This is a genomic window from Lentzea sp. NPDC020367, assembly GCF_044387305.1.
Classification (GTDB): domain Bacteria; phylum Actinomycetota; class Actinomycetes; order Mycobacteriales; family Pseudonocardiaceae; genus Lentzea.
The window spans coordinates 449811-471881 of sequence record NZ_JBIRVV010000004.1 but is presented as its reverse complement, the minus strand read 5'-3'; the positions used below and the strand labels follow the sequence as shown (position 1 = coordinate 471881).

Sequence of the window (22071 nt, the reverse complement as noted above, 5' to 3'; positions counted from 1 at the left end):
GCCCGAACCTACTGCGGCAACTGCTCGCCCGTCTGCGCTTTGACCATGTACTCGGCGTACCAGTCGGGCCAGTTCTCGTCGTACTCGCCGCCGTTGCGCTTCTCGTGCTCGCCGTGCGCCACCGCGGCCCTGCGCAACGCCGCGGCAAGATCGGCGATCGACGCGTAGGACGTGTCGTCGGCGTCCACGCGGCCGGGCAGGCGCGTCGTGACCTCCTGCAGGATCCACGTGTTGCCGTCCGGGTCGGCGAACTCGGCGCGCGTGAAGTAGCTGCGACGCTCGGGGTCAGCGCCCTCGACGGGACCGTCCGGTCCGCCGTGGAACAGCGGGCCGACCTTGACGCCGGCGGCGAGCAGGGCCTCGTGCGTCTCCACGATGTCCGAGACGATCAGGAAGTGCCTGCCGGAACCGGGTTCCGCGGTCGTCGCGCCCTCACCGAAGTGGATGGAGGCGTCGGATCCGCGCGGGGTGAACTGCACGACCCACGGCGGGGTGGCGTCCAGGCGCCAGCCGAGGCGGGAGTAGAACTCCTTGGCGCGCTCGACGTCGGTGACAGGAATGACGGTGACTTCGAGCTTCATGTCGATCTGGTCGAGGTTCTTCACTTCGCTACTTCCTTCGCGAGATCGCGGAGGGCGTTGAGGAACGCCTCCGAAAAGGTGGGGAACGGCTGGATGACGTCGAGCAGCACGGACAGCGGGACCTTCGCGCGGATCGCGACGGTGGCCTGCTGCAACCACTCGCCCGCCTCCGGGCCGACGGCGTAGGCGCCGGTGAGGACTTCGCCGTCGGACACGAGCGTCAGGAATCCGGGCCGTGTCGCGTACTCACGGGTGTAGGTGGCCGTGCGCGCAACTCCGGACAGGTGCGCTGTCGCGGTGTACTTTCCTTCTGCCGCACCGACTGCGGCGACCTGCGGATCGGTGAACACGACCCGTGGCACTGCGTCGTAGTTGACGGTCGCGTTCTGGCCGAGGATGTTCGCGGCGGCCACCCGGCCCTGGTACTTGCCGACGTGGGTCAGGTTCCACTGGCCCGTGACGTCGCCGACCGCCCAGACGCCGTCCGCCACGTTCATCCGCTCGTCGGTGGCGAGCCCACGCGGATCCGGCTCCACACCGACGTTCTCGAGCCCGATGCCGTCGACCCGCGGCCGCCTGCCGGTGGCGACGAGGATCTTGTCGCCGCGCAACTGCGTGCCGTCCGAGAGGTCGAGGACGTACTCGCCGTCGAACGAGGCGTTGTTCGCGTGAACACCGAGGTGGAGCTCGACGCCGGTCGTGGTGAGTGCCTCGCCGAGAGCACGGCCGACCGCCTCCGGTTCGCGGGGCAGCACCCGGTCGGCGCCGTCGACCAGCGCGACCGAGGCGCCGAGGTGCGTGAACGCCTGGGCGAGCTCGACACCGGTCGGGCCGCCACCGAGGATCAGCAGCCTGCGCGGGATCTCCCGCACCGACGTGGCCTCGCGGTTCGTCCACACGTCCAGGTCGCGCAGGCCGGGGATCGGCGGGATGAACGCCGACGAACCGGTGGCGATCACGACGTGGTCGGCCGTGTAGGTCTGGTCGCCCACGGAGACGGTGCCGGGGCCGGCGATCTTGCCGTCGCCTCGCAGCACGTCGATTCCCGCGCTCTCGGCCCACTTCTGGCCGCCCGCGTCGTCGTAGGACGAGACCATGAAGTCGCGGTACGCCAGCACGGCCTTCGCGTCGATCTCACCGGTGACCGCCTCGCGGGCACCGGGGACCTCACGTGCCGCCGCCACGGCCTCACCGGCACGCAGCAACGTCTTCGAGGGGATGCAGGCGTAGAACGAGCACTCCCCGCCGAGCAACTCGCGCTCGACCAGCGCCACCCGGAGCCCGCCCTCGGCGACGGCGGCGGCGAAGTGCTCGCCGGGTGATCCGCCGCCGATGACGATCACGTCGTAGTGCGAGGTCATCACACACGTCCCGGGAGGCGCGTCGTGACCTCCTGCAGCACCCAGCCGTTGCCGTCCGGGTCGCTGAACGAGGCGAACGAGCCGTAGCTGGTGCGGGCGGCGTCCGGACCGGCGACCCGGCCGACGGTGCCGGCGTGGTGGAAGACGCCGGTCTTGTCGTGGAAGATCTCGCTGACGTCGACACCGCGGCCGATCAGGTCCTCGCGGGCGGCCTCGATGTCGTCGACGATCAGGTGCATGCCCTCGGCGCTGCCCGGCGTGGCGTTCGAGACGCCGTTGCCGAAGATGATCGACGCGGGTGAGCCGGTCGGGGTGAACTGGACCAGGCGGTAGCCCTCGTCGTCGGCGAACTCGGCGTCGAAGCGCCAGCCCAGCGTCTTGTAGAAGTGCACGGCCCGGTCGATGTCGCTGACCGGAATGACGGTGACCTCGAACCTGTAGTCCATCGGGTCCATCTCCTTCGTTTCGCTGATGACATGAGACTGCTCCCGCCAGGGGTCCCTTCGAACCCGTGGAACCCCCTGGTCGATCCCTGGTGACTACGCTCGGACCCGTGTCGGACGAAGGTCTGCTGGGCAGACGCACTGAGGGCGAAACGTTGGACCGGCTGCTCACGCAGGCGCGCTCCGGTGCTGGTCAGGTGCTGGTCCTGCGGGGTGAGGCCGGGATCGGCAAGACCGCGCTGCTCGACCACGTGTCGACGCGCGCCGCGGGCTTTCGCGTGACGCGGGCCGCGGGCGTCGAGTCCGAGAGCGCGTTCCCGTACGCGGGGCTGCACCAGCTGTGCGTGCCGTTCCTCGACCGGCTCGACAAGCTGCCGCCACCCCAGCGCGAGGCGCTCGGCACGGCGTTCGGGATGGCCACCGGACCCCGGCCGACGCGGTTCATGGTCGGGCTGGCGGTGCTGACGCTGCTCGCCGAGGTCGCCGACGAGCAGCCGCTGGTCTGCCTGGTCGACGACGCGCAGTGGCTCGACTCGATGTCGTCCGCGGTGCTCGGGTTCGTCGCCCGCAGGCTGCTCGCCGAACGGATCGCGCTGGTCTTCGTGCTGCGCGAGGGCAACGACTACCTCGACGGGCTGCCGGAGCTGTTCGTGCGCGGCCTGGACGACGCCGACGCCCGCTCGTTGCTGGAGTCCGTGATCAAGGGCCCGGTGGACGGCCGGGTGCGCGACCGGATCGTCGCGGAGGCCCGCGGCAACCCGCTGGCGTTGCTCGAACTGCCGCGCGCCTGGACGACCGCCGAACTGGCGGACGGGCTGGACGGCGAGCAGCTGACCAGCCGCATCGAGGCCGGTTTCGTCCGGCAGATCGCACCGCTGCCCGCCGACACCCGGCTGCTGATGCTGATCGCCGCCGCCGAACCGCTCGGGGACGCGACCCTGCTGTGGCAGGCGGCCGGTCTGCTCGGGCTGGGCGCCGACCCGGCCGCCGCCGCTCTGGGCACCGGGCTGATCGAGTTCGGTGCGCGTGTCCAGTTCCGGCATCCGCTCGTGCGGTCCGCCGTGTACCGGTCGGCGTCCACCGCGGACCGCATGCGGGTGCATCGGGCGCTGGCCGACGTGACCGATCCTGCCATCGACCCGGACCGCCGGGTGTGGCACCGGGCGCAGGGCACCGCCGCGCCGGACGAGGAGGTCGCCGCCGCGTTGGAACGATCGGCGGGTCGCGCGCAGGCCCGTGGCGGGCTGCTGGCCGCGGCCGCGTTCCTCGAACAGGCCGCCGTGCTCACCCCCGAACCCGGCCGCCGGGCCTCCCGTGAACTCGCCGCCGCACGCGCCAAGCGTGACGCGGGGGCGCTGGACGCGTCGTTGCGACTGCTGTCAGCGGTCGAGGCCGGGCCACCGGACGAACGCCGCAGTGCCGAGATCGAGCACCTGCGCGGCCACATCGCGTTCGACCAGCGCCGGGTCGCCGACGCCGCGCCGCTGCTGTTCAGCGCGGCCCGCCGGCTCACGCCGTTCGACGCGGACCTGGCCCGCGAGACGCACCTGGAAGGCCTCTCGGCGGCGATCTGGGCCGGTGCTCCGCTGGCCGACGCCGCCCGCACCGCTCCCCCGGCACGCACCCCGGCCTGCGCTCTGGACCTGGTGCTCGACGCTCTGACGACCCGCATCACGTCGGGCTACGCGGCGGCCGTTCCGCAGATGGCCCAGGCGCTGGACGAGGTGCGGGCGTTGAAGGTCGGCGCCGACGACATCAGCCGCGTGCCGTGGCTGTTCGGCAACCGCGCGGGCGGGATCGTCGCGAGCGAACTGTGGGACTTCGACACGCGCCGTGCGTTCGCCCAGCAGCAGGTCCGCCTGTCCCGGGACGCCGGCGCGCTCGTGCAGCTTCAGTTCGCGCTGAACTTCCTGGCGGACAACGAACTCCTCGCAGGCGAACCCGCGGCCGCGCAGGCGTTGATCGAGGAGGACCAGCGCATCTCGGAAGTCACCGGCATCCCGCCGGTCGGCTACGCGGTGCTGCTGCAGGCCGCCTACCGCGGCGAGGACGTGGCCACCACCGCTCGGGCAGAGGCGCTGGCCGCCGGTCAGGGCAGGCTGGCCGTGATCGCCGACTGGACCGCCGCGATCCTCCACAACGGACTGGGCCGCCACGACCTCGCCCGGGACGCGGCGCTGCGGGTGTTCGCCTCCGACACCCTCGTCTACAGCTGCATGATCGCGTCCGAACTGGCAGAGGCCGCGTCCCGCACCGGCGACACGGCTCTCGTCGAGGAGGCGCTGGAACGTTCAGAGCCGTGGGTCGACACGCACTGGTCGTCGGGCATCAAGGCCCGGCTGCGCGCGTTGAACGGGGAGACTTCTGCCTTCGCCGAGTCGATCTCTTCCTTGGAACGCACGGCTTTGCGCGGCGAACTGGGCCGCGCTCACCTGTTGTTCGGCGAGTGGCTGCGCCGCGAGGGCCAGCGCGTCGAGGCGCGGGAGCATCTCCGCACCGCCCACGAGATTCTGACCGCTAGTGGCATGAAAGCGTTCGCGGACAGGGCTTTCCGCGAACTGCAGGCGACCGGCGAGACGGCCCGCAAGCGCACTGCCGAGCCCACCGACGAACTGACCGCGCAGGAGTACCAGATCGCCCGGCTGGCCCGCGAGGGCTACTCGAACCCGGAGATCGGCACGCGGCTGTTCATCAGCCCGCGCACCGTGGAATGGCATCTGCGCAAGGTGTTCGGCAAGGTGGGCGTGACCTCGCGCCGCCAGCTGCGCGACGCGAGGTTCTAGCCGATGATCAGCTGACGGTCCACTTGCAGGCGGTCGCGGCGCCAAGTCCGACGATCACGCCGGCGTTGTTGATGTCCCGCGGGTACGCGAACTGAGTGCCGCTGGGGAACCCGAGGTCGAGCTCCTCGCCCTCGTTGCTCCAGCGGTACGGGACGTTCTGGTTCGGGGTCGTGCTCCACCCGACCGCCACGCCGTGGTCGTTGATGCTCCACGGCGTGAGGTTCGGGCCGAACTTGGTCATCGACCCGTCGAGGTTCCAGCGCACGCCGAAGGACCCCTCGTTCCAGAACGAGGCGGTGCCGACCACGTCACCGTTCCGGTTCACCGCCAGCGCCGTGGACTCGGCACCCTCTTCCAGCCTCTGCAGCGGGGTCACGGTGTTGCCTGGGTTCCACCGCACCGCCAGACGGTTCATGCCCGGCCCGGAGACCACCCCGGTCGCGTACCCGTTCGACGACGCGCCCGTCACGCGGCCCCAGGTGGCGCCCTCCGGCAACTTAAAGGTGGTGAGAACGCCGTTCGGCCGCCATCGCACCGGGATCTCGCGATCGTTGTCGCGGCTCACCGCGGTGCCGTAGACCGTGCCGGAGTCGTCGATCGCGACCGCTGCCGCGGACCAGAAGCCGAACGGCACGGACAGCTCCGCGTACGAACCGTCCGCGTTGAAGCGGAGGGCCCTGCCGCCGACGTCAGGACTGGTACCGGTGGCGGTGCCCGCGGCGACACCGTTGTTGTTGATCGCTTCGAGCTGGGTGTGGCGGTCGGCCGGTCCGGCGAGCTCGGTCACCCCGGCGCCGTCGTACTTCACCGGCCGGTTGAAACCGGCCCTGTTGGACGTCCCGACCGCGACGCCCGAGTCGTTGATCGCCGCTGCCGAGCTGCCGGTGGAGCCCGGCAGGCCGCCCAGTTCGGTGATCGTCGTGGCCGCGTGAGCCTGTGGCGCGACGACGACCGACGCCAGAAGTGCTGCGGACAAAGCGAAGGAGAGTCTTCGACTCATTCCCAATCCCCCAAGTTCGTGAGCCATGCGGTGGTCACGATATAGAGGGAGTGATCGCGTTGGCCAGGTCACCGGGCAACGGCCCGGTGACCTCGCCGGTCCGTCAGCTGACGATCCACTTGTACGCCTTGCCCCAGACCGATCCCACGATCACGCCGTCGTTGTTGATGGCCAGCTTCTCGATGCTCGGAGCCGGCGCGAGGAGACCGAGATCGAGCTTCAGGTCGTCGCGGGTCCAGCGGAACGGGCGCCACTGGCCGTCGGCCCAGCCGTATCCGACCGCGATGCCGTGGTCGTTGATACTTGTCGGCTCGTCCAGTTGGCCGTACATGTTCATCGACCCGTCTGCGTTCCAGCGCAAGGCGTACGGCTCTCCGCCTCCCGCGAGATCGGCGCTTCCCACCACGTCACCGTTGCGGTTCACCGCCGTCGCTCTGCTCCAGGCACCCTCGGCCAGCCTGGGGAGCACGGTCACGCTGCGGTCGGGGTTCCAGCGCACCGCCACCTCTTTCAGGCCGGGACCGGAGACGAATCCGGCCCCGTACCCGTTCGGTGAGGCACTCACCACAGTCCCGTCGGTGGCACCCGCCGGCAACTTCATGGCGGTGAGGACGCCGTTCGGCCGCCAGCTCACCGGGATCGAGTGGCCGCTGCCATGGGCGACGCCGTAGGTGATCCCGTTGTCGTCGATCCCCACGGCCCTCGTGAAGGTGGAGCCGGACGGAATGCCGAGCACCACGTACGAACCGTCCGGGTTGAACCGGATCGCGTTGTCGCTGATGCCGCGGACGGCGCTGTTGCCCACGGCTGCCCCGTGGTTGTTGACCGCGGTGAGGCTGACGGACGCGCCGTCCGGTCCGACGAGCTCGGTCACCCGGCCGGCGTCGAACTTCACCGCGCGAGCAACGCCCCCGACGATGGAACTTCCCACCGCGAGGCCGGAGTCGTTGATCGACATCACCTTGGTGCTGGTGGCCTCCGCCAGGCCGTCGAGTCGGGTGATCGTCGTTTCCGCGTGGGCCGGCGCCGCGATGACGAACGTGGACAGAAGTGCTGCGGACAAAGCAAAAGAGAGCCTGCGAGTCAATTTCTTCCCCCAGCTTGTGAGTAGAACGGTGGTTCGCGACGGCTCAGCCGACGACCCACTTCACGGCGCGTGACCCCGCCCATCCCACGATCACGCCGTCGCTGTTGATGTCCAGCGCGGCGGCACTGGTGACACCGTCGGGGTGGCCCAGTTCGAGCTTGGTCCCGTACCGGTCCCAGCGGAACGGGTGCTGGTCTGCTCCGACGTAGTAGCTGCCGACGACCACACCGTGCTCGTTGATGCCCTTCGGCAGGCTGCCCTGGCCGAAGTTCGTCACCGATCCGTCGGTGTTCCAGCGCACGCCGAACGTCTCCTGGTCGTTCGCGGAGTTGGCGTTGCCGGCCACCTCACCGACCTGGTTCACGGCCAGGGCGGTGGTCGCCGCGCCGTCCGCCAGCCTGGCGAGCACGGTCACGGTGTTGTCGGGGTTCCAGCGCACCGCGGTGGTCGGGAGACCGGGGCCGGAGACGTACCCGGCCACATGTCCGTTCGCCGCCGCGTCCGACACGTAGGCCCAGGTGGCGCCCGTCGGCAGCTTCATCGCGTTGAGGACGCCGTTCGGCCGCCAGCGCACGGGGATCTGCTGGTTGTTCGAGTTGGTGGCGATGCCGTACGTGGTGCCGCGGTCGTCGATCGCCAGCCCGAGCGAGTTCTCGAAACCGAACGGCACGGACAGCACCGCGTACGAACCGTCCGCGTTGAAGCGGATGGCCCTCGTTCCCGTGCTGGGGCCGCTGGTGGTGCCGACGGCGACTCCGAAGCGGTTGACCGCCTTCACCGAGGTGCGCCCGTCGGCCGGCCCGGCGAACTCGGTCGCCCCGCCCTCGCCGTCGAACTTCACCGGACGATCCGTGCGGCCGTCGCCGTAGCCGCTGCCGCCCACCGCCACGCCGAGTTCGTTGACGGCCAGCGCCCAGTTCGAGGTGGCACCCGGAACGCCGCCGAGGTCGGTGATCGTCGTGTCCGCGCGCGCCGGCGTCGTGACGACAACGGTGGCCAACAAGGCAGTGGACAGCGCAAAAGAGAGTCTGCGACTCATGTCTTCCCCCAGAGTTCGTGAGCCAAGCGATGCTCACGGTACCGAGAGGTCGATCGAGTCGGCCACCAGTTCGTGCAACCGCTGCGCGTGAGAGTGCGACCGCACGGCCGCACTCTCCACGACGCGGCTTCAGTTCCCGGCGGCGAGCCACTGCTCCAGGCTGGTCGGCTGGAGCTGCGCGCCCGCGTTCGGCACGAGCTGCTTGCCGGTCAGGAACGTGCCGAAGTACTTGGCCTCCGGGTCGCTCACGACCTCGCGCTCGTCCTTGCGCTGCGTCAGCACCGTGCGAATCCAACCGTCCATTGTGAACTCTTCCGGCCCGCCGATCTCCAGCACGCCGTTCACCGGCTCGGTCGCGGCGGTCCTGGCGACCACCGCGGCGACGTCCGAGGCCGCGATCGGCTGGACGCCACCGTGCGGGAGGTGCACGGCGCCGTCCTGCTCGGCGGAGTTCGCGATGGCACCCGCGAACTCGAAGAACTGGGTGGCGCGGATGATCGAGTACGTGAGGCCCGACTCCGTGATGAGCTTCTCCTGCGCCACCTTCGCGCGCAGGTAACCGGACTCGGGCAGCTCGTCCGTGCCGACGATCGACAGCGCGACGTAGTGCCCGACGCCCGCCTCGGCGGCGGCCTTGGTCAGGTTCGTCGTGGCTGTGGTGAAGAAGTTCATCACGTCGTCGTCGGCGAACGACGGCGAGTTCGACACGTCGATCAGCACGTCGGCGCCCTTCAGCACCTCCTCGACGCCCTCTCCGGTCAGCGTGTTGACGCCGCTGTTCGGGGACGCGGGCACGGCGTCGTGGCCGTGCTCGCCGAGCCGCTTCACGACCTGGCTGCCGATCAACCCGGTACCGCCGATGACAACGATCCTCATGGGTCCGTCCCTCTCGTGAGCCCGCCGCGTGCGGGTGTTCACGAGCTAAGACAGGACAGCCCCCGAAGTTGTGACAGGCCTACCGGAACGCGGCCAGCTTGTCGGGGTTGACCAGCCACAACACCTGGTCGATGCCCTCGTCGGAGGCCGTCACGGTGATCACGGCGTAGGTGCCGGAGTCCTTGCGCAGCCGGATGGCGGTGAGCCCGTTCGCCTCCACGAACGACGCCTCGGCGCCGGCCCAGAACGACGGCGCCCACCCCGAGATGATCTTCGCCAGGGAGGCCGCGCCGGCCAGCGGACGACCGGCCGCGCGGATGGCACCGTTGCTGTCGGACCAGCTCACGACGTCCTGCGCGAACAGCTTCTCCAGCCCGGCCAGGTCACCGGCCTGCGCCGCCGCCACGAACGCCTCCAGCAGCTTGCGCTGGTCCGCTCGTTCGACGGGCACGCGACGTTCGTCCGCGAGGTGCTTGCGCGCCCGGCTGACCAGCTGCCGCGTCGCGACCTCACTGGTCTGCACGATCTCGGCGATCTCCCGGTACGGGTAGTCGAACGCCTCGCGCAGCACGTACGCGGCCCGTTCGGTCGGGGTCAGCTTCTCCAGCAGCATGAGCACCGCGAGCTCCAGCACCGCGCCCTGCTCGGCACCGACCTGCGGGTCCGCGGAGGTGTCGACGGGCTCGGGCAGCCACGGCCCGACGTAGGTCTCGCGGCGGGCCCGCGCGGTCTGCGACTCGTTGATCGCGAGGCGGGTGATCGCGGTGGCCAGGTACGCCTCGGGGTTGAGCACGGCGGCGCGGTCCGCGAGCTGCCAGCGCACCCACACCTCCTGCACGAGGTCCTCGGCGTCGGCCACGCTGCCGGTCATGCGGTAGGCGATGCCGAACAGCCTCGGCCGGGCCGCCGCGAACACCGACTCGGCCTCGTCCAGCTGCTGCGTCATCCGCCACCCCTTCTCCCACCGGCCACCGTAGCGCCGATGGGAGAAGGCCGTGATGTGGCGCCTCACACGGGGTTAGTCGCAGCTCCACTTCAGCGGGCCGGAGCCGGACTTGCTGAAGAGCGTTTCGTCGTCACCCGCCACGAACAGCTCCGACACCCCGGAGACGCCGCTCGGCAACGGCAGCTCGGTCTTGAAGTTGGTGTCCCGCCAGATCGCGGCCTTGCCCGTCAGCGACGACCGCTGTCCGGTGACCAGACCGCCACCGGTGATGGTGTACGCGGACGCGGCACCCGCGATGCGCTTCACCACGCCGTTGCCGTCCCACAGCAGGGCCTGCGCGTTGGGCCACGAGCCTTCGATCTGGTAGCCGACCACCTTGCCGCCCCGGATCGCCTGGACGTACTGGGGCTTGCCCTGGTGCTCGAGATCGGTCACGACCCCGTTGCGCCACAGGCGTCCCCCGTTGCCGCTCGGGTGGCGCAGCAGCACCGTGCCGTCGTCGTCCAGGTCCTCACCCAGGCCGGCCGACCGTTCGATGATCTGCGGCGCGGACCCCGGCGTGGACGCGGTCCACAGGACCGTCACCCCCTCGCCGTCGGAGATCCGCGTGGCGCCGCCCAGCACGTCGCCGCGTTCGTTGATCTTTTGCGGGGCGTCGATGCGGTACCCCTCCAGACCGGGGAGCTCGGTGATCGTTCCGGTGCTCTCGTGCGCGCCGGTGTACAGCACCGCGGCCGTGCGGTCAGGGAAACGGCCGAACATCAGCACGGTCCCCGAACGGTTCTCGTCGGACACGTGCAGGTTCTTGAGGTTCTCCACCTCCTGGAGCACCCGCGGCTGCCCGCCGGTCCAGAACACGGCGTCGTAGTCGCTCGAGCCCTGCCGAAGCGCGTTGCCCGAGTAGTTGCCGTTGCTGTCGGTGCCCTTCACCGTCGTGAACCGGGCGTCGTAACCGGACGGCACCGGGACGTTCGACACGGCCCACTCACAGGCTGCCTGATCGGCCACCGCCATCGGTGCCGTGAAAGCCGTGCACGCCAAGCCAATTGCAGCGACAAGCGCTGATCCACGCATCATTGATTCCCCCAGAATCACGTAGACGACGTGACTACACATACACCAAATCCGGATGCGGAAGACCCGCTTTGTGCTCAAACTGACGCCGTGATCACCGAACGCTCCAGCCCGCCGCTGCAGGCGGGCGAACGCGAGACCCTGCGCGCGTTCCTCGACTTCCACCGCACCACCCTCGCGATGAAGTGCGACGGTCTGTCCGACGAGGACCTGCGCCGCCGCTCGATGCCCCCGTCCACGCTGACGTTGCTCAGCCTCGTCCGGCACATGGCCGAAGTGGAGCGAACCTGGTTCCGCAAGGTCATCAACTGCGAGGACGTCCCGCTGGTGTGGTCGGACGCGGGTGACTACCAGGTGGCTTACGACGCCTCGAAGTCCACGCGGTCAGAAGCGTTCGAGGCGTGGCAGGCCGAGGTCGAGCACTCGCGCCGGATCGAGCGCGAGGCCGAGTCGCTCGACGTCACGGGCTACCAGCCGCGCTGGGAGGAGCACGTGTCGTTGCGGCTGGTGATGAACCACCTCTGCCACGAGTACGCCCGGCACAACGGTCACGCGGACTTCCTGCGCGAGGGCATCGACGGCGTCACAGGGGCATGAGGCTCCGCCGCGCCGCGACGGCCGGGTCGCGCAGTGCGCGGTGCAGGGCGAGCAGATCGGCCAGCTCGTCGTCCAAACTGGACGCCGCCGAACCAGCGTGGCGGACTGCCCAGCACGGCGAGCAGCATTCCCAGGTACAGCGCCATTTCCGTAACCCGATCCAGCCGTCCGGCCAGTGAGGCCGCTCCCCTGGGCCACCACCCGCTCGTGGCAGTTGACGACGGGTTCAGTGCCCGGCCGCCGCCGGGGGCAGATCGGCCTGAGCCAGCGTGATCCCCCGGTCCGGCACGACGCCGAAGTGCGTGATCTGCCGTCCGGCGCCCAGTTCGGTGATCCAGTTCGCCGCCGTCCGCAACCGCCCGTACGGCAGGTCCATCAGGTGGTAGCCGCGCGTCACGGCCTTGGCCGGAAGGCTCGTCAGCGGCAGGCCCAGCGGGTTCGCGACCGCCTGCCAGCCGCCGAGGTCGACCACGAACCCCAGGTCCTTGTGCCTGTACTCGTGGGCGGTGCCGTGCCCGAGCGACGCCGCGATGTTGATCGCCGCGGTCCGCCCCTGGCGTTCGGCGTGCTGGGCGGTCATGGCGGTGATCTCGCCGGGCCGCACCAGGTCCGGCACGGCGGCCGCGTCACCGGCGGCCCACACGTCCTCGCAGACCTTGAGGTACGTGTCCGTGTCGATGCGGCCGTTGGTCGCGGGCATGTTCAACGTGCTGACGAGCGGGTCGGGCCGCACGCCGACGCACCACACCACGGTCCGTGTCGGGATCTCGCTGCCGTCGGAGAGCCGCGCGCACGTGTCGGTCATCTCCTTGAGGCTGGTCTCCAGCTTGACCTCCGCACCTCGTTTGACCAGCACTTTCTCCGTCGGCTTCGACAGCCGCGGGTCCAGTCCCGGCAGCACGCGCGCAGCGACGTCGACGAGGATCCACCGGGGCGGCACGTCGCGAAGGCCCGGCAGGTGCCGCCACGCGTCCTGGGTCAGCAGCTGCGTCTGCGCGAGCACCTCGGTGCCCGTGTAGCCGGCACCGACCACCACGAACGTGCACCGCGCACGGCGCTCCTCCGGGTCGTCGGACTGGTCGGCCAGCTCCAGCTGCCGCAGCACGTGGTCGCGCAGGTGGATGGCCTCGGCGACGGTCCGGAAGCCCTTCGCGTGCTCGGCGACGCCCGGGATCGAGAGCAGTCGCGTGACGCTGCCGGACGTGATCAGCAGCTTGTCGTACGGCATCGTGTTCGCGCGGCCCTCGACGTCGGTCACCCGCACGCACTTCTGGGCGAGGTCGATGCCCGTTGCCGCGCCCAGCACGAGTTTCGTGCGCTTCAGGGTGTTCCGCAGCGGCACCGCGACCCGGCGCGGGTCGAGCACACCGCCCGCCACCTCGGGCAGCAGCGGGATGTAGAGCATGTAGTCGATGGGGTTGATCGCGACCAGGTCGGCCGCTTCCTCGGGGAGCTTGCGTTCCAGCTTGCGCAGACAGTGAAATCCGGCGAACCCGGTACCGATCACCAGGACCCTCGGCCGAGCGGACATGCGTCCTCCTCGTTGTGCCCGCCAAAAAGAGCGCGGTCAGTAGAAGCCTTCACGCCGCGCCGAGCCCTTGTGGCCCAGGTCGGCGCTGATCCGTTCCGCGGCGTCGAGCAGCAACGGCAGCACCTCGCCGCGGATCTCCCGCACAGATGATCGCCCCGCGGAGGTGGAGGACGCGAGCGCGGCGACCACCTCCCCGGTGCGGTCGCGCACGGGCGCGGACACCGAGAGCAGCCCGATCTCCAGTTCCTCCGCCACGATCGACCACCCGTCCGAGCGAACCTGTCGCAGACTCGCCCGGAACGCGTCGGCGTCGGTGATCGTGTGCCTGGTCAGCGCGGGCAGACCGGCCGCGACGACCTCCTCGGCCACCGCGTCCGGCGCCCAGGCGAGGAGCACCCGGCCCATCGACGTCGCGAACGCCGGGACCCTCGTGCCGACCGACACGTTGATGCTCATGATCCGCCGCACCGGCACCCGCGCGACGTAGACGACGTCCCGTCCGTCCAGTTCCGCGAGCGACGCCGACTCACCGGTCTTCGCCGACAGCTCCAGCAGGTGCGGCTGGGCGAGCTCGATCATCGCGTGCGACGCCGAGTAGTGCTGCCCGATGCTGAGCACCCTCGGCGTCAGCGTCCACCGCGTGCCGTCGTTGCGCACGTACCCAAGCCGTTGCAGCGTAAGGAGAATCCGGCGCACGGCCGGCCGCGAGAGATTCGTCGCCGCGGCCAGTTCGGCCAGGTTCGGGCTGACCCGGTCCTCGTCGAACGCGAGCAGCACCGCGAACCCGCGCTCGATGCTCTGGATGAAGTCGCGCTCGTCCGGCCCGCTGGTCATCGCCCCATCTTTCCGCACCACGACCCGTTGACATGCCCGCAACGTCGGTGCACCCTCATGTAACCGCAAAGCGTACATGTTGTACGCACAGCGTACAGGAGGAGCGGGAGATGACTCTGGATCACCGCACAATCCGCAACGGGTTCGGCAGGTTCGCCACCGGCGTCACGGTCGTGACCTGCCGCAACGACGACGGAGAGCCGCACGGCGCGACCGTCAACGCCTTCACGGCCATCTCGCTCGAACCGGCGCTGTGCCAGGTCACGCTGACCCGCAACTCCAAGGCCTGCCGGTTCCTCGACGACAAGCCGTTCGCCGTCAACGTCCTCGCCGCCGACCAGATCGACGCGGCCTGGACCTTCGCGGGCCGCCCCCAGGGCCCCGCACCGCGCTGGGCCGACGGGCCGACCGCCCCCGTTCTGCTCGGCACCGCCGCGACCATCTCGTGCCTGCCCTGGCGCACGTACGACGGCGGCGACCACCTGATCGTCATCGGGGAGGTCGCGCACCTCAGCACCAGCGACGCCGATCCGTTGCTGTTCTTCGGTGGCGCGTTCCGCGAGATCGCCGGACGCACCGCGGACCACTGGATGAGTTCCGTCGACTGCCCGGACATCGGGTGGTTCGGATCCGACTTCGCCCCACTGCGAACCACTTCGACGCTGAAGGGTTAGGCATGACCACGCAGCAGCAGCAACGCACGACCCGGCCGATGACCGGCGAGGAGTACATCGAGTCCATTCGGGACGGACGAGAGGTGTTCCTCGGCGGCGAGAAGGTCGGCGACGTCACCACGCACCCCGCGTTCCGCAACTCCGTCCGGATGACGGCCCGGTTGTACGACGCGCTGCACGACCCGGACAAGCAGGCCGTCCTGACCGCGCCGACCGACACCGGCAGCAGCGGCTTCACCCACCCGTTCTTCCGCACGCCCCGCAGCAGCGCCGATCTCTACGCCGACCGCGCCGCCATCGCGGAGTGGGCGAAGATGACCTACGGCTGGATGGGCCGCAGCCCCGACTACAAGGCCGCGTTCCTCGGCACGCTGGGCGCCAACGCCGACTTCTACAACCCGTTCGCGGACAACGCCCGGCGCTGGTACCAGGAGTCGCAGGAGAAGGTCCTGTACTGGAACCACGCGATCATCAACCCGCCGGTCGACCGCAACCGGAACCCCGACGAGGTGAGCGACGTGTTCATGCACGTCGAGGAGGAGCGCGACGACGGCCTGATCGTGTCCGGCGCGAAGGTCGTGGCGACGGGATCGGCGATCACGAACTACAACTTCATCGCGCACTACGGGCTGCCGATCAAGAAGCGCGAGTTCGCACTGGTGTGCACGGTGCCGATGGGCGCGCCGGGCATGAAGCTGATCTGCCGCAACTCCTACTCCGCCAACGTCGACAAGACCACCGGCCCGTTCGACTACCCGCTGTCGTCGCGGTTCGACGAGAACGACACGATCTTCGTGCTGGACCGCGTGAAGATCCCGTGGGAGAACGTCTTCATCTACGGCGACGCGGAGAAGGCCAGCACGTTCTTCCCCGGATCCGGGTTCCTGCACCGCTTCACGTTCCACGGTGTCACGCGGCTGTCGGTCAAGCTCGACTTCATCGCCGGACTGCTGCTCAAGGGCGTGGAAGCCACCGGCGTCAAGGACTTCCGCGGCATCCAGACCCGAGTCGGCGAGGTCATCGGGTGGCGCAACCTGTTCCACGCGCTGTCCGAGGCGATGTGCGCGAAACCCGACGAGTGGGTCGACGGCGCGGTGTTGCCACACCTCGACTTCGGACTCGCCTACCGGTGGTTCATGACGGTCGGCTACCCGCGCATCCGCGAGATCATCATGCAGGACATGGGTTCCGCGCTGATCTACCTGCCGTCGTCGGCCAAGGACTTCATGTCCGACGAGACGCGGCCGTACCTCGACAAGTACGTGCGCGGCTCGAACGGCATGGACGCCGTCGAGCGCGTGAAGCTGATGAAACTGATCTGGGACTCGATCGGCAGCGAGTTCGGCGGCCGGCACGAGCTCTACGAACGCAACTACTCCGGCAACCACGAGGGTGTGCGCGCCGAGATGCTGTTCGCCGCGCAGCAGTCCGGCATGGCTGATTCCATGAAGGGATTCGCCGAGCAGTGCATGGCCGAGTACGACCTGAACGGCTGGACCGTTCCCGACCTGTTCAACCCCGGCGCGACCTCGCTGAGCGGAAGGTGACCTCCCGATGACTGCCGTTCACTCCCCCACCGCGGCGGACTCCGGCGCTTCCGCGAGCGCCAGCTTCCGTTCCACCACGCGGTCTTCCGTCGACGTCTCCCCCGAGCGGGTGTCCACTGTGGCCACCGCCGTGCTGCGGGGCGTGCACTCCGCGATCCGTGAGCACGACGTCACCTACGCCGAGTTCCAGGCCGCCAAGCAGTGGCTGATGGACCTCGGCGAGGGCGGCGAGTGGCCGTTGTTCCTGGACGTGTTCGTGGAGCACGTCGTCGAGGAGGTCGCCGCCCGCACGCAGGACGGCACCAAGGGCAGCATCCTCGGCCCGTACTACCTGCCGGACCAGGTGGCGCTGCCTTCCGTCGCGACGCTGCCGATGCGTGCCGACGAGCAGGGCTCGCCTCTGGTGTTCTCCGGTCGGGTGACCGACCTCGCGGGGCTGCCGCTGGCCGGGGCCGAGCTGGACATCTGGCACGCCGACTCCGAGGGCTACTACTCGGGGTTCGCGCCGGACATCCCTTCCGGCAACCTGCGCGCGGTCGTGACGACGGACGCGGAGGGCCGGTTCGAGATCACCACGGTGCAGCCCGCGCCGTACCAGATCCCGACCGACGGCCCGACCGGCCGGTTGATCGACGCGGCCGGCTGGCACCCGTGGCGGCCCGCCCACCTGCACCTCATCGTGCGCGCTCCCGGGCATCGGCCGATCACCACGCAGCTCTACTTCGCCGGTGGTGAGTACGTCGACAGCGACGTCGCCGAAGCGGTGAAGCCCGAACTCGTCCTGACCCCGGCCGACCAGCGCGTGTCTTACGACTTCGTGCTCGAACCCGCATGAACGACCTCCAGATCGACGGCGTGGACACCGTTCTGCTCGACGTCCCGCTCGTCCGGCCGCACCGCTTCGCCCGCACCGGGATGGACGCGCAGCCCGTGCTGCTCGTCCACGTCCGGACCGCGGGCGGGGCGGTCGGCCTCGGCGAGGGTGTCGTGCCGGGCGGGCCGTGGTGGGGCGGTGAGTCGGTCGAGACCATGAAGGTGGTCATCGACCAGTACATCGCCCCGCTGCTGGTGGGCCGTCGAACCGACGACATCGCGGGCATCCTGCAGGCCGTGAACGACGTTGTGAACGCCAACCTCTACGCCAAAGCAGCTGTCGAGGTCGCGTTGCACGACGCGTGGGCACGTTCACTCGGCGTTCCGGTGCACACGTTGCTCGGCGGGCTGGCGCGCACGTCGATCCCGGTGACGTGGGCGCTGGGCACCGAACCCGCGGCCGTCGTCATCGAGGAGGCGATGGCCAAGCTCGACGCGGGGCATCGCAGCTTCAAGCTCAAGATGGGCGCGCAGGACCCGGTGGACGACGTGCGCCGGGTGTGCGCGATCGCGGAGAAGCTGCAGGGCGTCGCGGGCGTGCGGGTGGATCTGAACGCGCGCTGGGACCGGCTGACCTCGTTGCGGTACCTGCCCGAGCTCGTCGACGCCGGCGTCGAGCTGGTCGAGCAGCCCGTGCCGGGTGCCGAGGTGGAGTGGCTCGCGGAGATCAACCACGCGCTGCCGATCCCGGTGATGGCGGACGAGTCGCTGCGCACGCCGTCGGACGCGTTGCGGCTGGCGGGTTTGCGGGCGGCGGACGTGTTCTCGTTGAAGACCACGAAGTCCGGCGGACTGCGCGCCACCGCCGCCATCGCTTCGATCGCCGCCGCGGCGGGTATTCCGTGTCACGGCGGCACCTCGATCGAGAGCCCGGTCGGCACGGCGGCGTCGCTGCATCTCGCGTGCGCCTCACCGGCGGTCACGTGGGGCAGCGAGCTGTTCGGGCCGTTGCTCATGCGCGAGGAGCTGCTGGCCACGCCGCTGCGCTACGACGGCGGCGACCTGCACCTGCCAGGCGGACCGGGGCTCGGCGTCGAGCTGGACCCCGCGGCCGTCGCGGCCTTCACCAGGAGGTGACCGTGCTCTTCCACGTGCGGATGGACGTTTCCCTGCCCCACGACATGGACCCGCAGCGTCGTGCCGAGTTGGTGCGCGCGGAGAAGGACCGCGCGCTGGAGTTGCAGAAGATGGGCGTGTGGCCGCATTTGTGGCGCGTCGTCGGGCAGTACAGCAACATCAGCGTCTTCGAGGTGCCGTCCAACGACGAGCTGCACGCGTTCCTGTCGTCGCTGCCGCTGTGGGAGTACATGCGGGTCGAGGTGACGCCGCTGGCGACGCACCCCTCCGATCTGGCGGCCCAGCCATGACGGCCGTCCAGGAAGGTCTGGTGTGGCGCTCGCTCGCCGACGTACCCGGCGACTGGCCGGGGTGCGTGGTGACGATCGGGGTGTTCGACGGCGTTCATCGCGGGCACGCCCACCTCATCTCCGCCGCACGGGAGGTCGCCGGGTCGCGGCCGGTGGTGCTCGTGACGTTCGACCCGCATCCCGCGCGGGTGCTCGGCCTGCCCCGCGACACGTCCGCGCTGAGCACCGTCGACCGGCGTGCGGAGCTCGGGCGTTCCCTGGGGGTGGAAGCGACGCTGGTGCTGCCGTTCACCCGACGGTTCGCCGCGTTGTCCCCCGCCGGCTTCGTGGCGGAGGTGCTGGTCGGGACGTTGCGCGCCGAGGCCGTGGTGGTCGGGGCGAACTTCACGTTCGGTCATCGCGGCGCCGGGACCGTGGACACGTTGCGGGAACTGGGACTTCCCGCGTTCGGCGTCGACCTGGTGGACGGGTGTTCGTCGACGCGGGTGCGGGAGTTGGTGCGGCACGGCGATGTTCGTTCGGCGGCGCTCGTGCTCGGGCGGCCGCACCGGGTGGAGGGTGTGCTGTCCGCCGGCGTGGTGGTCGTGCCGCCGGGGACCGCGCTGCCGCCGGACGGCCGGTACACGGGCACTCTCGGCGGGCGGGCGGCCCGGTTGGTCGTGTCCTCCGGTTCGGTGCTGGTGACCGGTCCTGAGGGGCCGGCCGTCGTCGAGTTCCTGGACCGGCTGTGACGGATCGGGTGCGGCGGTTGGAGGATCTGGAGGAGATCCGGGCGCTGGACGCCGCCTACTGCCGGTTGCTCGACTCGGGTTCGTGGGACGCGCTGGTCGAGTTGTTCGTGGAGGACGGCGAGTTCGCCGGGCTGTCGACGGCGCGCGGACACGCGGAACTGACCTCGTTCTTCGGAGGGCTCGCTTCGGACGGGCTGACCGCGTTCTGGCACCACGTGACGAACCTGGAGATCGAGTTGGACGGCGACCGCGCGCACGTCTGCTCGTTCCTCTTCCAGCCCTGCGTGCTGCACGGCGAACCGCATGTGGCCGGCGGCCGCTACCACGACGATCTCGTCCGCGTTGGTTCGAAGTGGCGCTACCAGCGCAAACGTGTCGTCTTCGACTACTTCGCGCCGTTGTCGGAGGGCTGGGACCACGGCCGGTTCAGCCTCGACTCCGCCCGCGCCACTCGTTGGGAGCACGCGTGATCCACTACGCAGTCGACGGTCCGCCGGAGGCCGAGGTGCTCGTGCTCGGCCCGTCGCTGGGCACCGACCTGGGTCTCTTCGACGCCCAGGTTGCCGGGCTCTCCGACCGCTGGCGGGTGGTTCGGTTCGACCTGCGCGGCCACGGCGGTTCACCGGTGCCGCCCGGCCCGTACTCGATCGCGGACCTCGCGGCCGACGTCGTGGAACTGCTCGATCACCTGGGCGTGCGGCGGTTCCACTACCTCGGGGTGTCGATCGGCGGCGCGATCGGCCAGTGGCTCGCCCTGCACTCGGGCTCGCGCTTGTTAACGCTCACCATCTGCGCCTCCGCCGCGCGGTTCGCTGATCCGCCCCAGTGGCCGGTACGGGCGGCGACGGTCCGTGCCGAGGGCACCGGCGCGATCGTGCCGTCGCGGACCGGTACCTGGTTCACCGAGGAGTTCGCCGCTCGTGAGCCGGCAGAGGCCGAACGGCTGCTGGAGATGCTGCTCGCGACGTCCGCCGAGGGGTACGCGGGCTGCTGCGAGGCCATCGGGGCGTTCGACGTGCGCTCCGAACTGAGCGCCGTCGCCGTGCCGACGCTCGTGCTCGCGGGTGCCGATGACCCCGCGACGCCTCCAGACCTGGTGCGGGAGATCGCGGACGGGATTCCCGGCGCGCGGTTCGAGGTCGTGGCCGGCTCCGCACATCTGTTCACCGCCGAACGCCCTGAGATCGTGAACACCGCGGTCGCCGCCCACCTGCTGCGAAGGATCGATTAACCGCCGGCTAACCGGCCCCCGTCACCGTGGGGGCATGCGCAAAGTGATGTTGCTCCTGCCAGCCGTGGCGCTGACGGCACTCGCCTCCGTTGGCACGGCCGAGGCCGAGTCCGCTCCTGGATGCGCCGGCACCGTGCAGATCGGCTCCACCGGCTACGTGAAGAAGAACGGCACGATCATCGCCTCGGTGAAGCAGTTCAAGGGCTGCGGCAAGAACTGGGCCTACACCTACGTGTGGGACTCCTACGTCGCGCAGCCCGGCGGCTTCAGCTCCAGCGCCGCCATGGTCGTGAACGGGTCGCGCGACTACAACAGCAACGTCAACGGCACCAACAAGCAGGACGTCTGGTCCAAGGGCACCAACACGCTCACCAAGTGCACGCGGGCGTACGGCGAGGTGTGGGGCGACGGCAACGTCTACTGGGGACAGACCGACGAACGCTGCTAGTCCACGTGGTTGCCGACCTCGACCAGGTTCCCGTCGGGACCACGCACGTAGACGCTGCAGAACGGGCCCGTCGCGGCGTTCAGGTCGGCGCCAGCTGGTCGAGCCGAGCGATGCCCATCGCCCTAGTGTGCGGGTCATGGGGCTGCGGTTGTCGGTGCTCGACACGTCACCGATCGTGCAGGGGTCGACGCCGCGCGAAGCGTTGCGCAACACGGTCGATCTCGCGGAACTGGCTGAGGAACTGGGGTTTCACCGGTACTGGGTGCCGGAGCACCACGGCATGCGCGGGGTCGCCAGTTCCGCACCGGCCGTGCTCGTCGCACATCTGGCGGCCGTGACCTCTCGCCTGCGCGTCGGTTCCGGCGGTGTTCTGCTGCCCAACCACCCGCCGCTCGTGGTGGCCGAGCAGTTCGGCACGCTCGCGGCCCTGCATCCCGGCCGGATCGACCTCGGCGTCGGCCGTGCGCCCGGCGGTTCGCCTTCGGTGGTCTCGGCCTTGCGCCGCAGCGACCGGCCGTACCGCTCCCAACTCCTCGAGTTGCAGGCGTTGCTGAACCCGTCGGACACCGTCGCGGTGCCGGTGCAGGGCGGCAACATGCCGGAACTGTGGCTGCTGGGCTCGTCACCGAGCACGGCGACGCTGGCCGCCGAACTGGGCCTGCCCTTCGCGTTCGCGCGGCATCTCAGTCCGGAACTGGTCTGCGCGGCGGATCTGGTCAGCGTCTCGGTGATCTGCGCGGAGGACGACCAACGGGCCGAGTGGCTCGCCGGGCCGATCAGGACGAAGGTGCGCGGCAGACAGGACGGCAACCGGATCCTGTTGCCCAGCCCGCAGGACGCGGCCGTGCTTCCCGACGACGGCCGCGTGCTGGTCGGCGGGCCGGAGACTGTTGCGCGCAAGCTCCAGGCGGTGCTCGACGAGACCGGCACGTCCGAGCTGATGATCACCTCGCCGATCTACCACCACGCGGACCGCCGCCGGAGCTACGAGCTGCTCGCCGCCATCGTCGGCGATCTCGACCCCACCGGGTGAGGCCGCGACAGGATC

Annotated in this window: 23 protein-coding genes; 12 read left to right on the top strand and 11 right to left on the bottom strand. The window is 70.0% G+C overall.

The features are described 5' to 3' along the window. Nucleotides 1-8: 8 nt before the first annotated feature. The 3 genes from ACH413_RS19885 to ACH413_RS19875 are packed head-to-tail and all read right to left on the bottom strand — an operon-like array spanning nt 9 to nt 2388. Complete coding sequence (locus ACH413_RS19885; RefSeq protein ID WP_360033914.1) at nt 9-605, bottom strand: VOC family protein; 597 nt, start codon at nt 603-605, stop codon at nt 9-11. Continuing rightward, entirely contained in the window at nt 602-1942 is a 1341-nt protein-coding gene (locus ACH413_RS19880) for an NAD(P)/FAD-dependent oxidoreductase (protein WP_360033917.1), read from the bottom strand. The genes ACH413_RS19885 and ACH413_RS19880 overlap by 4 nt, the downstream gene beginning before the upstream one ends. Then, nucleotides 1942-2388, bottom strand: a complete 447-nt coding sequence (locus tag ACH413_RS19875; RefSeq protein ID WP_360033920.1) for a VOC family protein — start codon at nt 2386-2388, stop codon at nt 1942-1944. Before ACH413_RS19875 ends, ACH413_RS19880 begins: the two co-directional genes overlap by 1 nt. 107 nt (nt 2389-2495) lie before the next feature. Between ACH413_RS19875 and ACH413_RS19870 the strand changes: the two genes are divergently transcribed. Further along, nucleotides 2496-5168: an AAA family ATPase gene (locus tag ACH413_RS19870; protein ID WP_360033923.1), complete on the top strand. Its 2673-nt coding sequence runs from the start codon at nt 2496-2498 to the stop codon at nt 5166-5168. 7 nt (nt 5169-5175) lie between these two features. On the opposite strand, the gene ACH413_RS19865 is transcribed toward ACH413_RS19870, so the two are convergent. The 6 genes from ACH413_RS19865 to ACH413_RS19840 all read right to left on the bottom strand — a co-directional run bounded on the left by ACH413_RS19865 (nt 5176) and on the right by ACH413_RS19840 (nt 11094). Further along, nucleotides 5176-6168, bottom strand: a complete 993-nt coding sequence (locus ACH413_RS19865) for a hypothetical protein (RefSeq protein WP_360033926.1) — start codon at nt 6166-6168, stop codon at nt 5176-5178. Between the two features lie 103 nt (nt 6169-6271). Beyond that, a complete protein-coding gene (locus tag ACH413_RS19860; protein ID WP_360033929.1) occupies nt 6272-7231 on the bottom strand; it encodes a hypothetical protein in 960 nt (319 codons plus the stop codon). 67 nt (nt 7232-7298) lie between these two features. Continuing rightward, nucleotides 7299-8294, bottom strand: a complete 996-nt coding sequence (locus tag ACH413_RS19855) for a hypothetical protein (RefSeq protein ID WP_360033932.1) — start codon at nt 8292-8294, stop codon at nt 7299-7301. A 129-nt stretch (nt 8295-8423) separates the two neighbouring features. Beyond that, nucleotides 8424-9170 (bottom strand): SDR family oxidoreductase, encoded by a 747-nt coding sequence (locus ACH413_RS19850; RefSeq protein ID WP_360033935.1) that lies wholly within the window; start codon nt 9168-9170, stop codon nt 8424-8426. A 79-nt stretch (nt 9171-9249) separates the two neighbouring features. Then, on the bottom strand, nt 9250-10116 hold the full coding sequence (locus ACH413_RS19845; RefSeq protein WP_360033938.1) for an RNA polymerase sigma-70 factor: 867 nt from the start codon (nt 10114-10116) through the stop codon (nt 9250-9252). A gap of 72 nt (nt 10117-10188) precedes the next feature. Then, the gene (locus tag ACH413_RS19840; protein WP_360033941.1) at nt 10189-11094 is read right to left on the bottom strand and encodes a hypothetical protein; all 906 of its coding nucleotides are present in this window, start codon (nt 11092-11094) and stop codon (nt 10189-10191) included. 186 nt (nt 11095-11280) lie between these two features. On the opposite strand from ACH413_RS19840, the gene ACH413_RS19835 reads away from it, so the two are divergent. Next, a complete protein-coding gene (locus ACH413_RS19835; protein WP_360033944.1) occupies nt 11281-11787 on the top strand; it encodes a DinB family protein in 507 nt (168 codons plus the stop codon). Between the two features lie 226 nt (nt 11788-12013). Here the strand turns inward: ACH413_RS19835 and ACH413_RS19830 are convergent, their stop codons facing one another. Both ACH413_RS19830 and ACH413_RS19825 read right to left on the bottom strand, forming a co-directional pair. Then, on the bottom strand, nt 12014-13318 hold the full coding sequence (locus ACH413_RS19830) for an NAD(P)/FAD-dependent oxidoreductase (protein ID WP_360033947.1): 1305 nt from the start codon (nt 13316-13318) through the stop codon (nt 12014-12016). 36 nt (nt 13319-13354) lie between these two features. Beyond that, nucleotides 13355-14152, bottom strand: a complete 798-nt coding sequence (locus ACH413_RS19825; protein ID WP_360033950.1) for an IclR family transcriptional regulator C-terminal domain-containing protein — start codon at nt 14150-14152, stop codon at nt 13355-13357. Nucleotides 14153-14262: 110 nt separating this feature from the next. On the opposite strand from ACH413_RS19825, the gene ACH413_RS19820 reads away from it, so the two are divergent. The 10 genes from ACH413_RS19820 to ACH413_RS19775 all read left to right on the top strand — a co-directional run bounded on the left by ACH413_RS19820 (nt 14263) and on the right by ACH413_RS19775 (nt 22056). After that, nucleotides 14263-14826 carry a flavin reductase family protein gene (locus ACH413_RS19820; RefSeq protein ID WP_360033953.1) on the top strand — a complete coding sequence of 188 codons (564 nt, stop codon included), beginning with the start codon at nt 14263-14265 and terminating at the stop codon, nt 14824-14826. 2 nt (nt 14827-14828) lie between these two features. Beyond that, nucleotides 14829-16373 carry a 4-hydroxyphenylacetate 3-hydroxylase N-terminal domain-containing protein gene (locus ACH413_RS19815; RefSeq protein ID WP_360033956.1) on the top strand — a complete coding sequence of 515 codons (1545 nt, stop codon included), beginning with the start codon at nt 14829-14831 and terminating at the stop codon, nt 16371-16373. A 7-nt stretch (nt 16374-16380) separates the two neighbouring features. Next, on the top strand, nt 16381-17208 hold the full coding sequence (catA, locus tag ACH413_RS19810; RefSeq protein WP_360033959.1) for a catechol 1,2-dioxygenase: 828 nt from the start codon (nt 16381-16383) through the stop codon (nt 17206-17208). Further along, the gene (locus ACH413_RS19805) at nt 17205-18323 is read left to right on the top strand and encodes a muconate/chloromuconate family cycloisomerase (protein ID WP_360033962.1); all 1119 of its coding nucleotides are present in this window, start codon (nt 17205-17207) and stop codon (nt 18321-18323) included. The genes catA and ACH413_RS19805 overlap by 4 nt, the downstream gene beginning before the upstream one ends. A gap of 2 nt (nt 18324-18325) precedes the next feature. Beyond that, entirely contained in the window at nt 18326-18613 is a 288-nt protein-coding gene (gene catC, locus ACH413_RS19800; RefSeq protein WP_360033965.1) for a muconolactone Delta-isomerase, read from the top strand. Continuing rightward, nucleotides 18610-19344, top strand: a complete 735-nt coding sequence (locus ACH413_RS19795) for an adenylyltransferase/cytidyltransferase family protein (RefSeq protein WP_360033968.1) — start codon at nt 18610-18612, stop codon at nt 19342-19344. The genes catC and ACH413_RS19795 overlap by 4 nt, the downstream gene beginning before the upstream one ends. Next, nucleotides 19341-19814: a nuclear transport factor 2 family protein gene (locus tag ACH413_RS19790; protein WP_360033971.1), complete on the top strand. Its 474-nt coding sequence runs from the start codon at nt 19341-19343 to the stop codon at nt 19812-19814. The genes ACH413_RS19795 and ACH413_RS19790 overlap by 4 nt, the downstream gene beginning before the upstream one ends. Then, the gene (gene pcaD / locus ACH413_RS19785) at nt 19811-20575 is read left to right on the top strand and encodes a 3-oxoadipate enol-lactonase (RefSeq protein WP_360033974.1); all 765 of its coding nucleotides are present in this window, start codon (nt 19811-19813) and stop codon (nt 20573-20575) included. The genes ACH413_RS19790 and pcaD overlap by 4 nt, the downstream gene beginning before the upstream one ends. A gap of 34 nt (nt 20576-20609) precedes the next feature. Then, nucleotides 20610-21023, top strand: a complete 414-nt coding sequence (locus ACH413_RS19780) for a hypothetical protein (protein ID WP_360033977.1) — start codon at nt 20610-20612, stop codon at nt 21021-21023. Between the two features lie 136 nt (nt 21024-21159). Beyond that, nucleotides 21160-22056, top strand: a complete 897-nt coding sequence (locus ACH413_RS19775; protein WP_360033980.1) for an LLM class flavin-dependent oxidoreductase — start codon at nt 21160-21162, stop codon at nt 22054-22056. Nucleotides 22057-22071 lie beyond the last annotated feature (15 nt).

Excerpts from the sequence above, each read along its gene's own strand:
- ACH413_RS19830 (WP_360033947.1), bottom strand. The coding sequence starts at position 13,318 with ATGTCCGCTCGGCCGAGGGTCCTGGTGATCGGTACCGGGTTCGCCGGA.
- catA (WP_360033959.1), top strand. The coding sequence starts at position 16,381 with ATGACTGCCGTTCACTCCCCCACCGCGGCGGACTCCGGCGCTTCCGCG.
- ACH413_RS19780 (WP_360033977.1), top strand. The coding sequence starts at position 20,610 with ATGCGCAAAGTGATGTTGCTCCTGCCAGCCGTGGCGCTGACGGCACTC.
- ACH413_RS19825 (WP_360033950.1), bottom strand. The coding sequence starts at position 14,152 with ATGACCAGCGGGCCGGACGAGCGCGACTTCATCCAGAGCATCGAGCGC.
- ACH413_RS19820 (WP_360033953.1), top strand. The coding sequence starts at position 14,263 with ATGACTCTGGATCACCGCACAATCCGCAACGGGTTCGGCAGGTTCGCC.
- ACH413_RS19855 (WP_360033932.1), bottom strand. The coding sequence starts at position 8,294 with ATGAGTCGCAGACTCTCTTTTGCGCTGTCCACTGCCTTGTTGGCCACC.
- ACH413_RS19865 (WP_360033926.1), bottom strand. The coding sequence starts at position 6,168 with ATGAGTCGAAGACTCTCCTTCGCTTTGTCCGCAGCACTTCTGGCGTCG.
- ACH413_RS19845 (WP_360033938.1), bottom strand. The coding sequence starts at position 10,116 with ATGACGCAGCAGCTGGACGAGGCCGAGTCGGTGTTCGCGGCGGCCCGG.
- ACH413_RS19880 (WP_360033917.1), bottom strand. The coding sequence starts at position 1,942 with ATGACCTCGCACTACGACGTGATCGTCATCGGCGGCGGATCACCCGGC.
- ACH413_RS19795 (WP_360033968.1), top strand. The coding sequence starts at position 18,610 with ATGACGGCCGTCCAGGAAGGTCTGGTGTGGCGCTCGCTCGCCGACGTA.
- ACH413_RS19805 (WP_360033962.1), top strand. The coding sequence starts at position 17,205 with ATGAACGACCTCCAGATCGACGGCGTGGACACCGTTCTGCTCGACGTC.
- ACH413_RS19775 (WP_360033980.1), top strand. The coding sequence starts at position 21,160 with ATGGGGCTGCGGTTGTCGGTGCTCGACACGTCACCGATCGTGCAGGGG.
- ACH413_RS19875 (WP_360033920.1), bottom strand. The coding sequence starts at position 2,388 with ATGGACTACAGGTTCGAGGTCACCGTCATTCCGGTCAGCGACATCGAC.
- ACH413_RS19815 (WP_360033956.1), top strand. The coding sequence starts at position 14,829 with ATGACCACGCAGCAGCAGCAACGCACGACCCGGCCGATGACCGGCGAG.
- ACH413_RS19850 (WP_360033935.1), bottom strand. The coding sequence starts at position 9,170 with ATGAGGATCGTTGTCATCGGCGGTACCGGGTTGATCGGCAGCCAGGTC.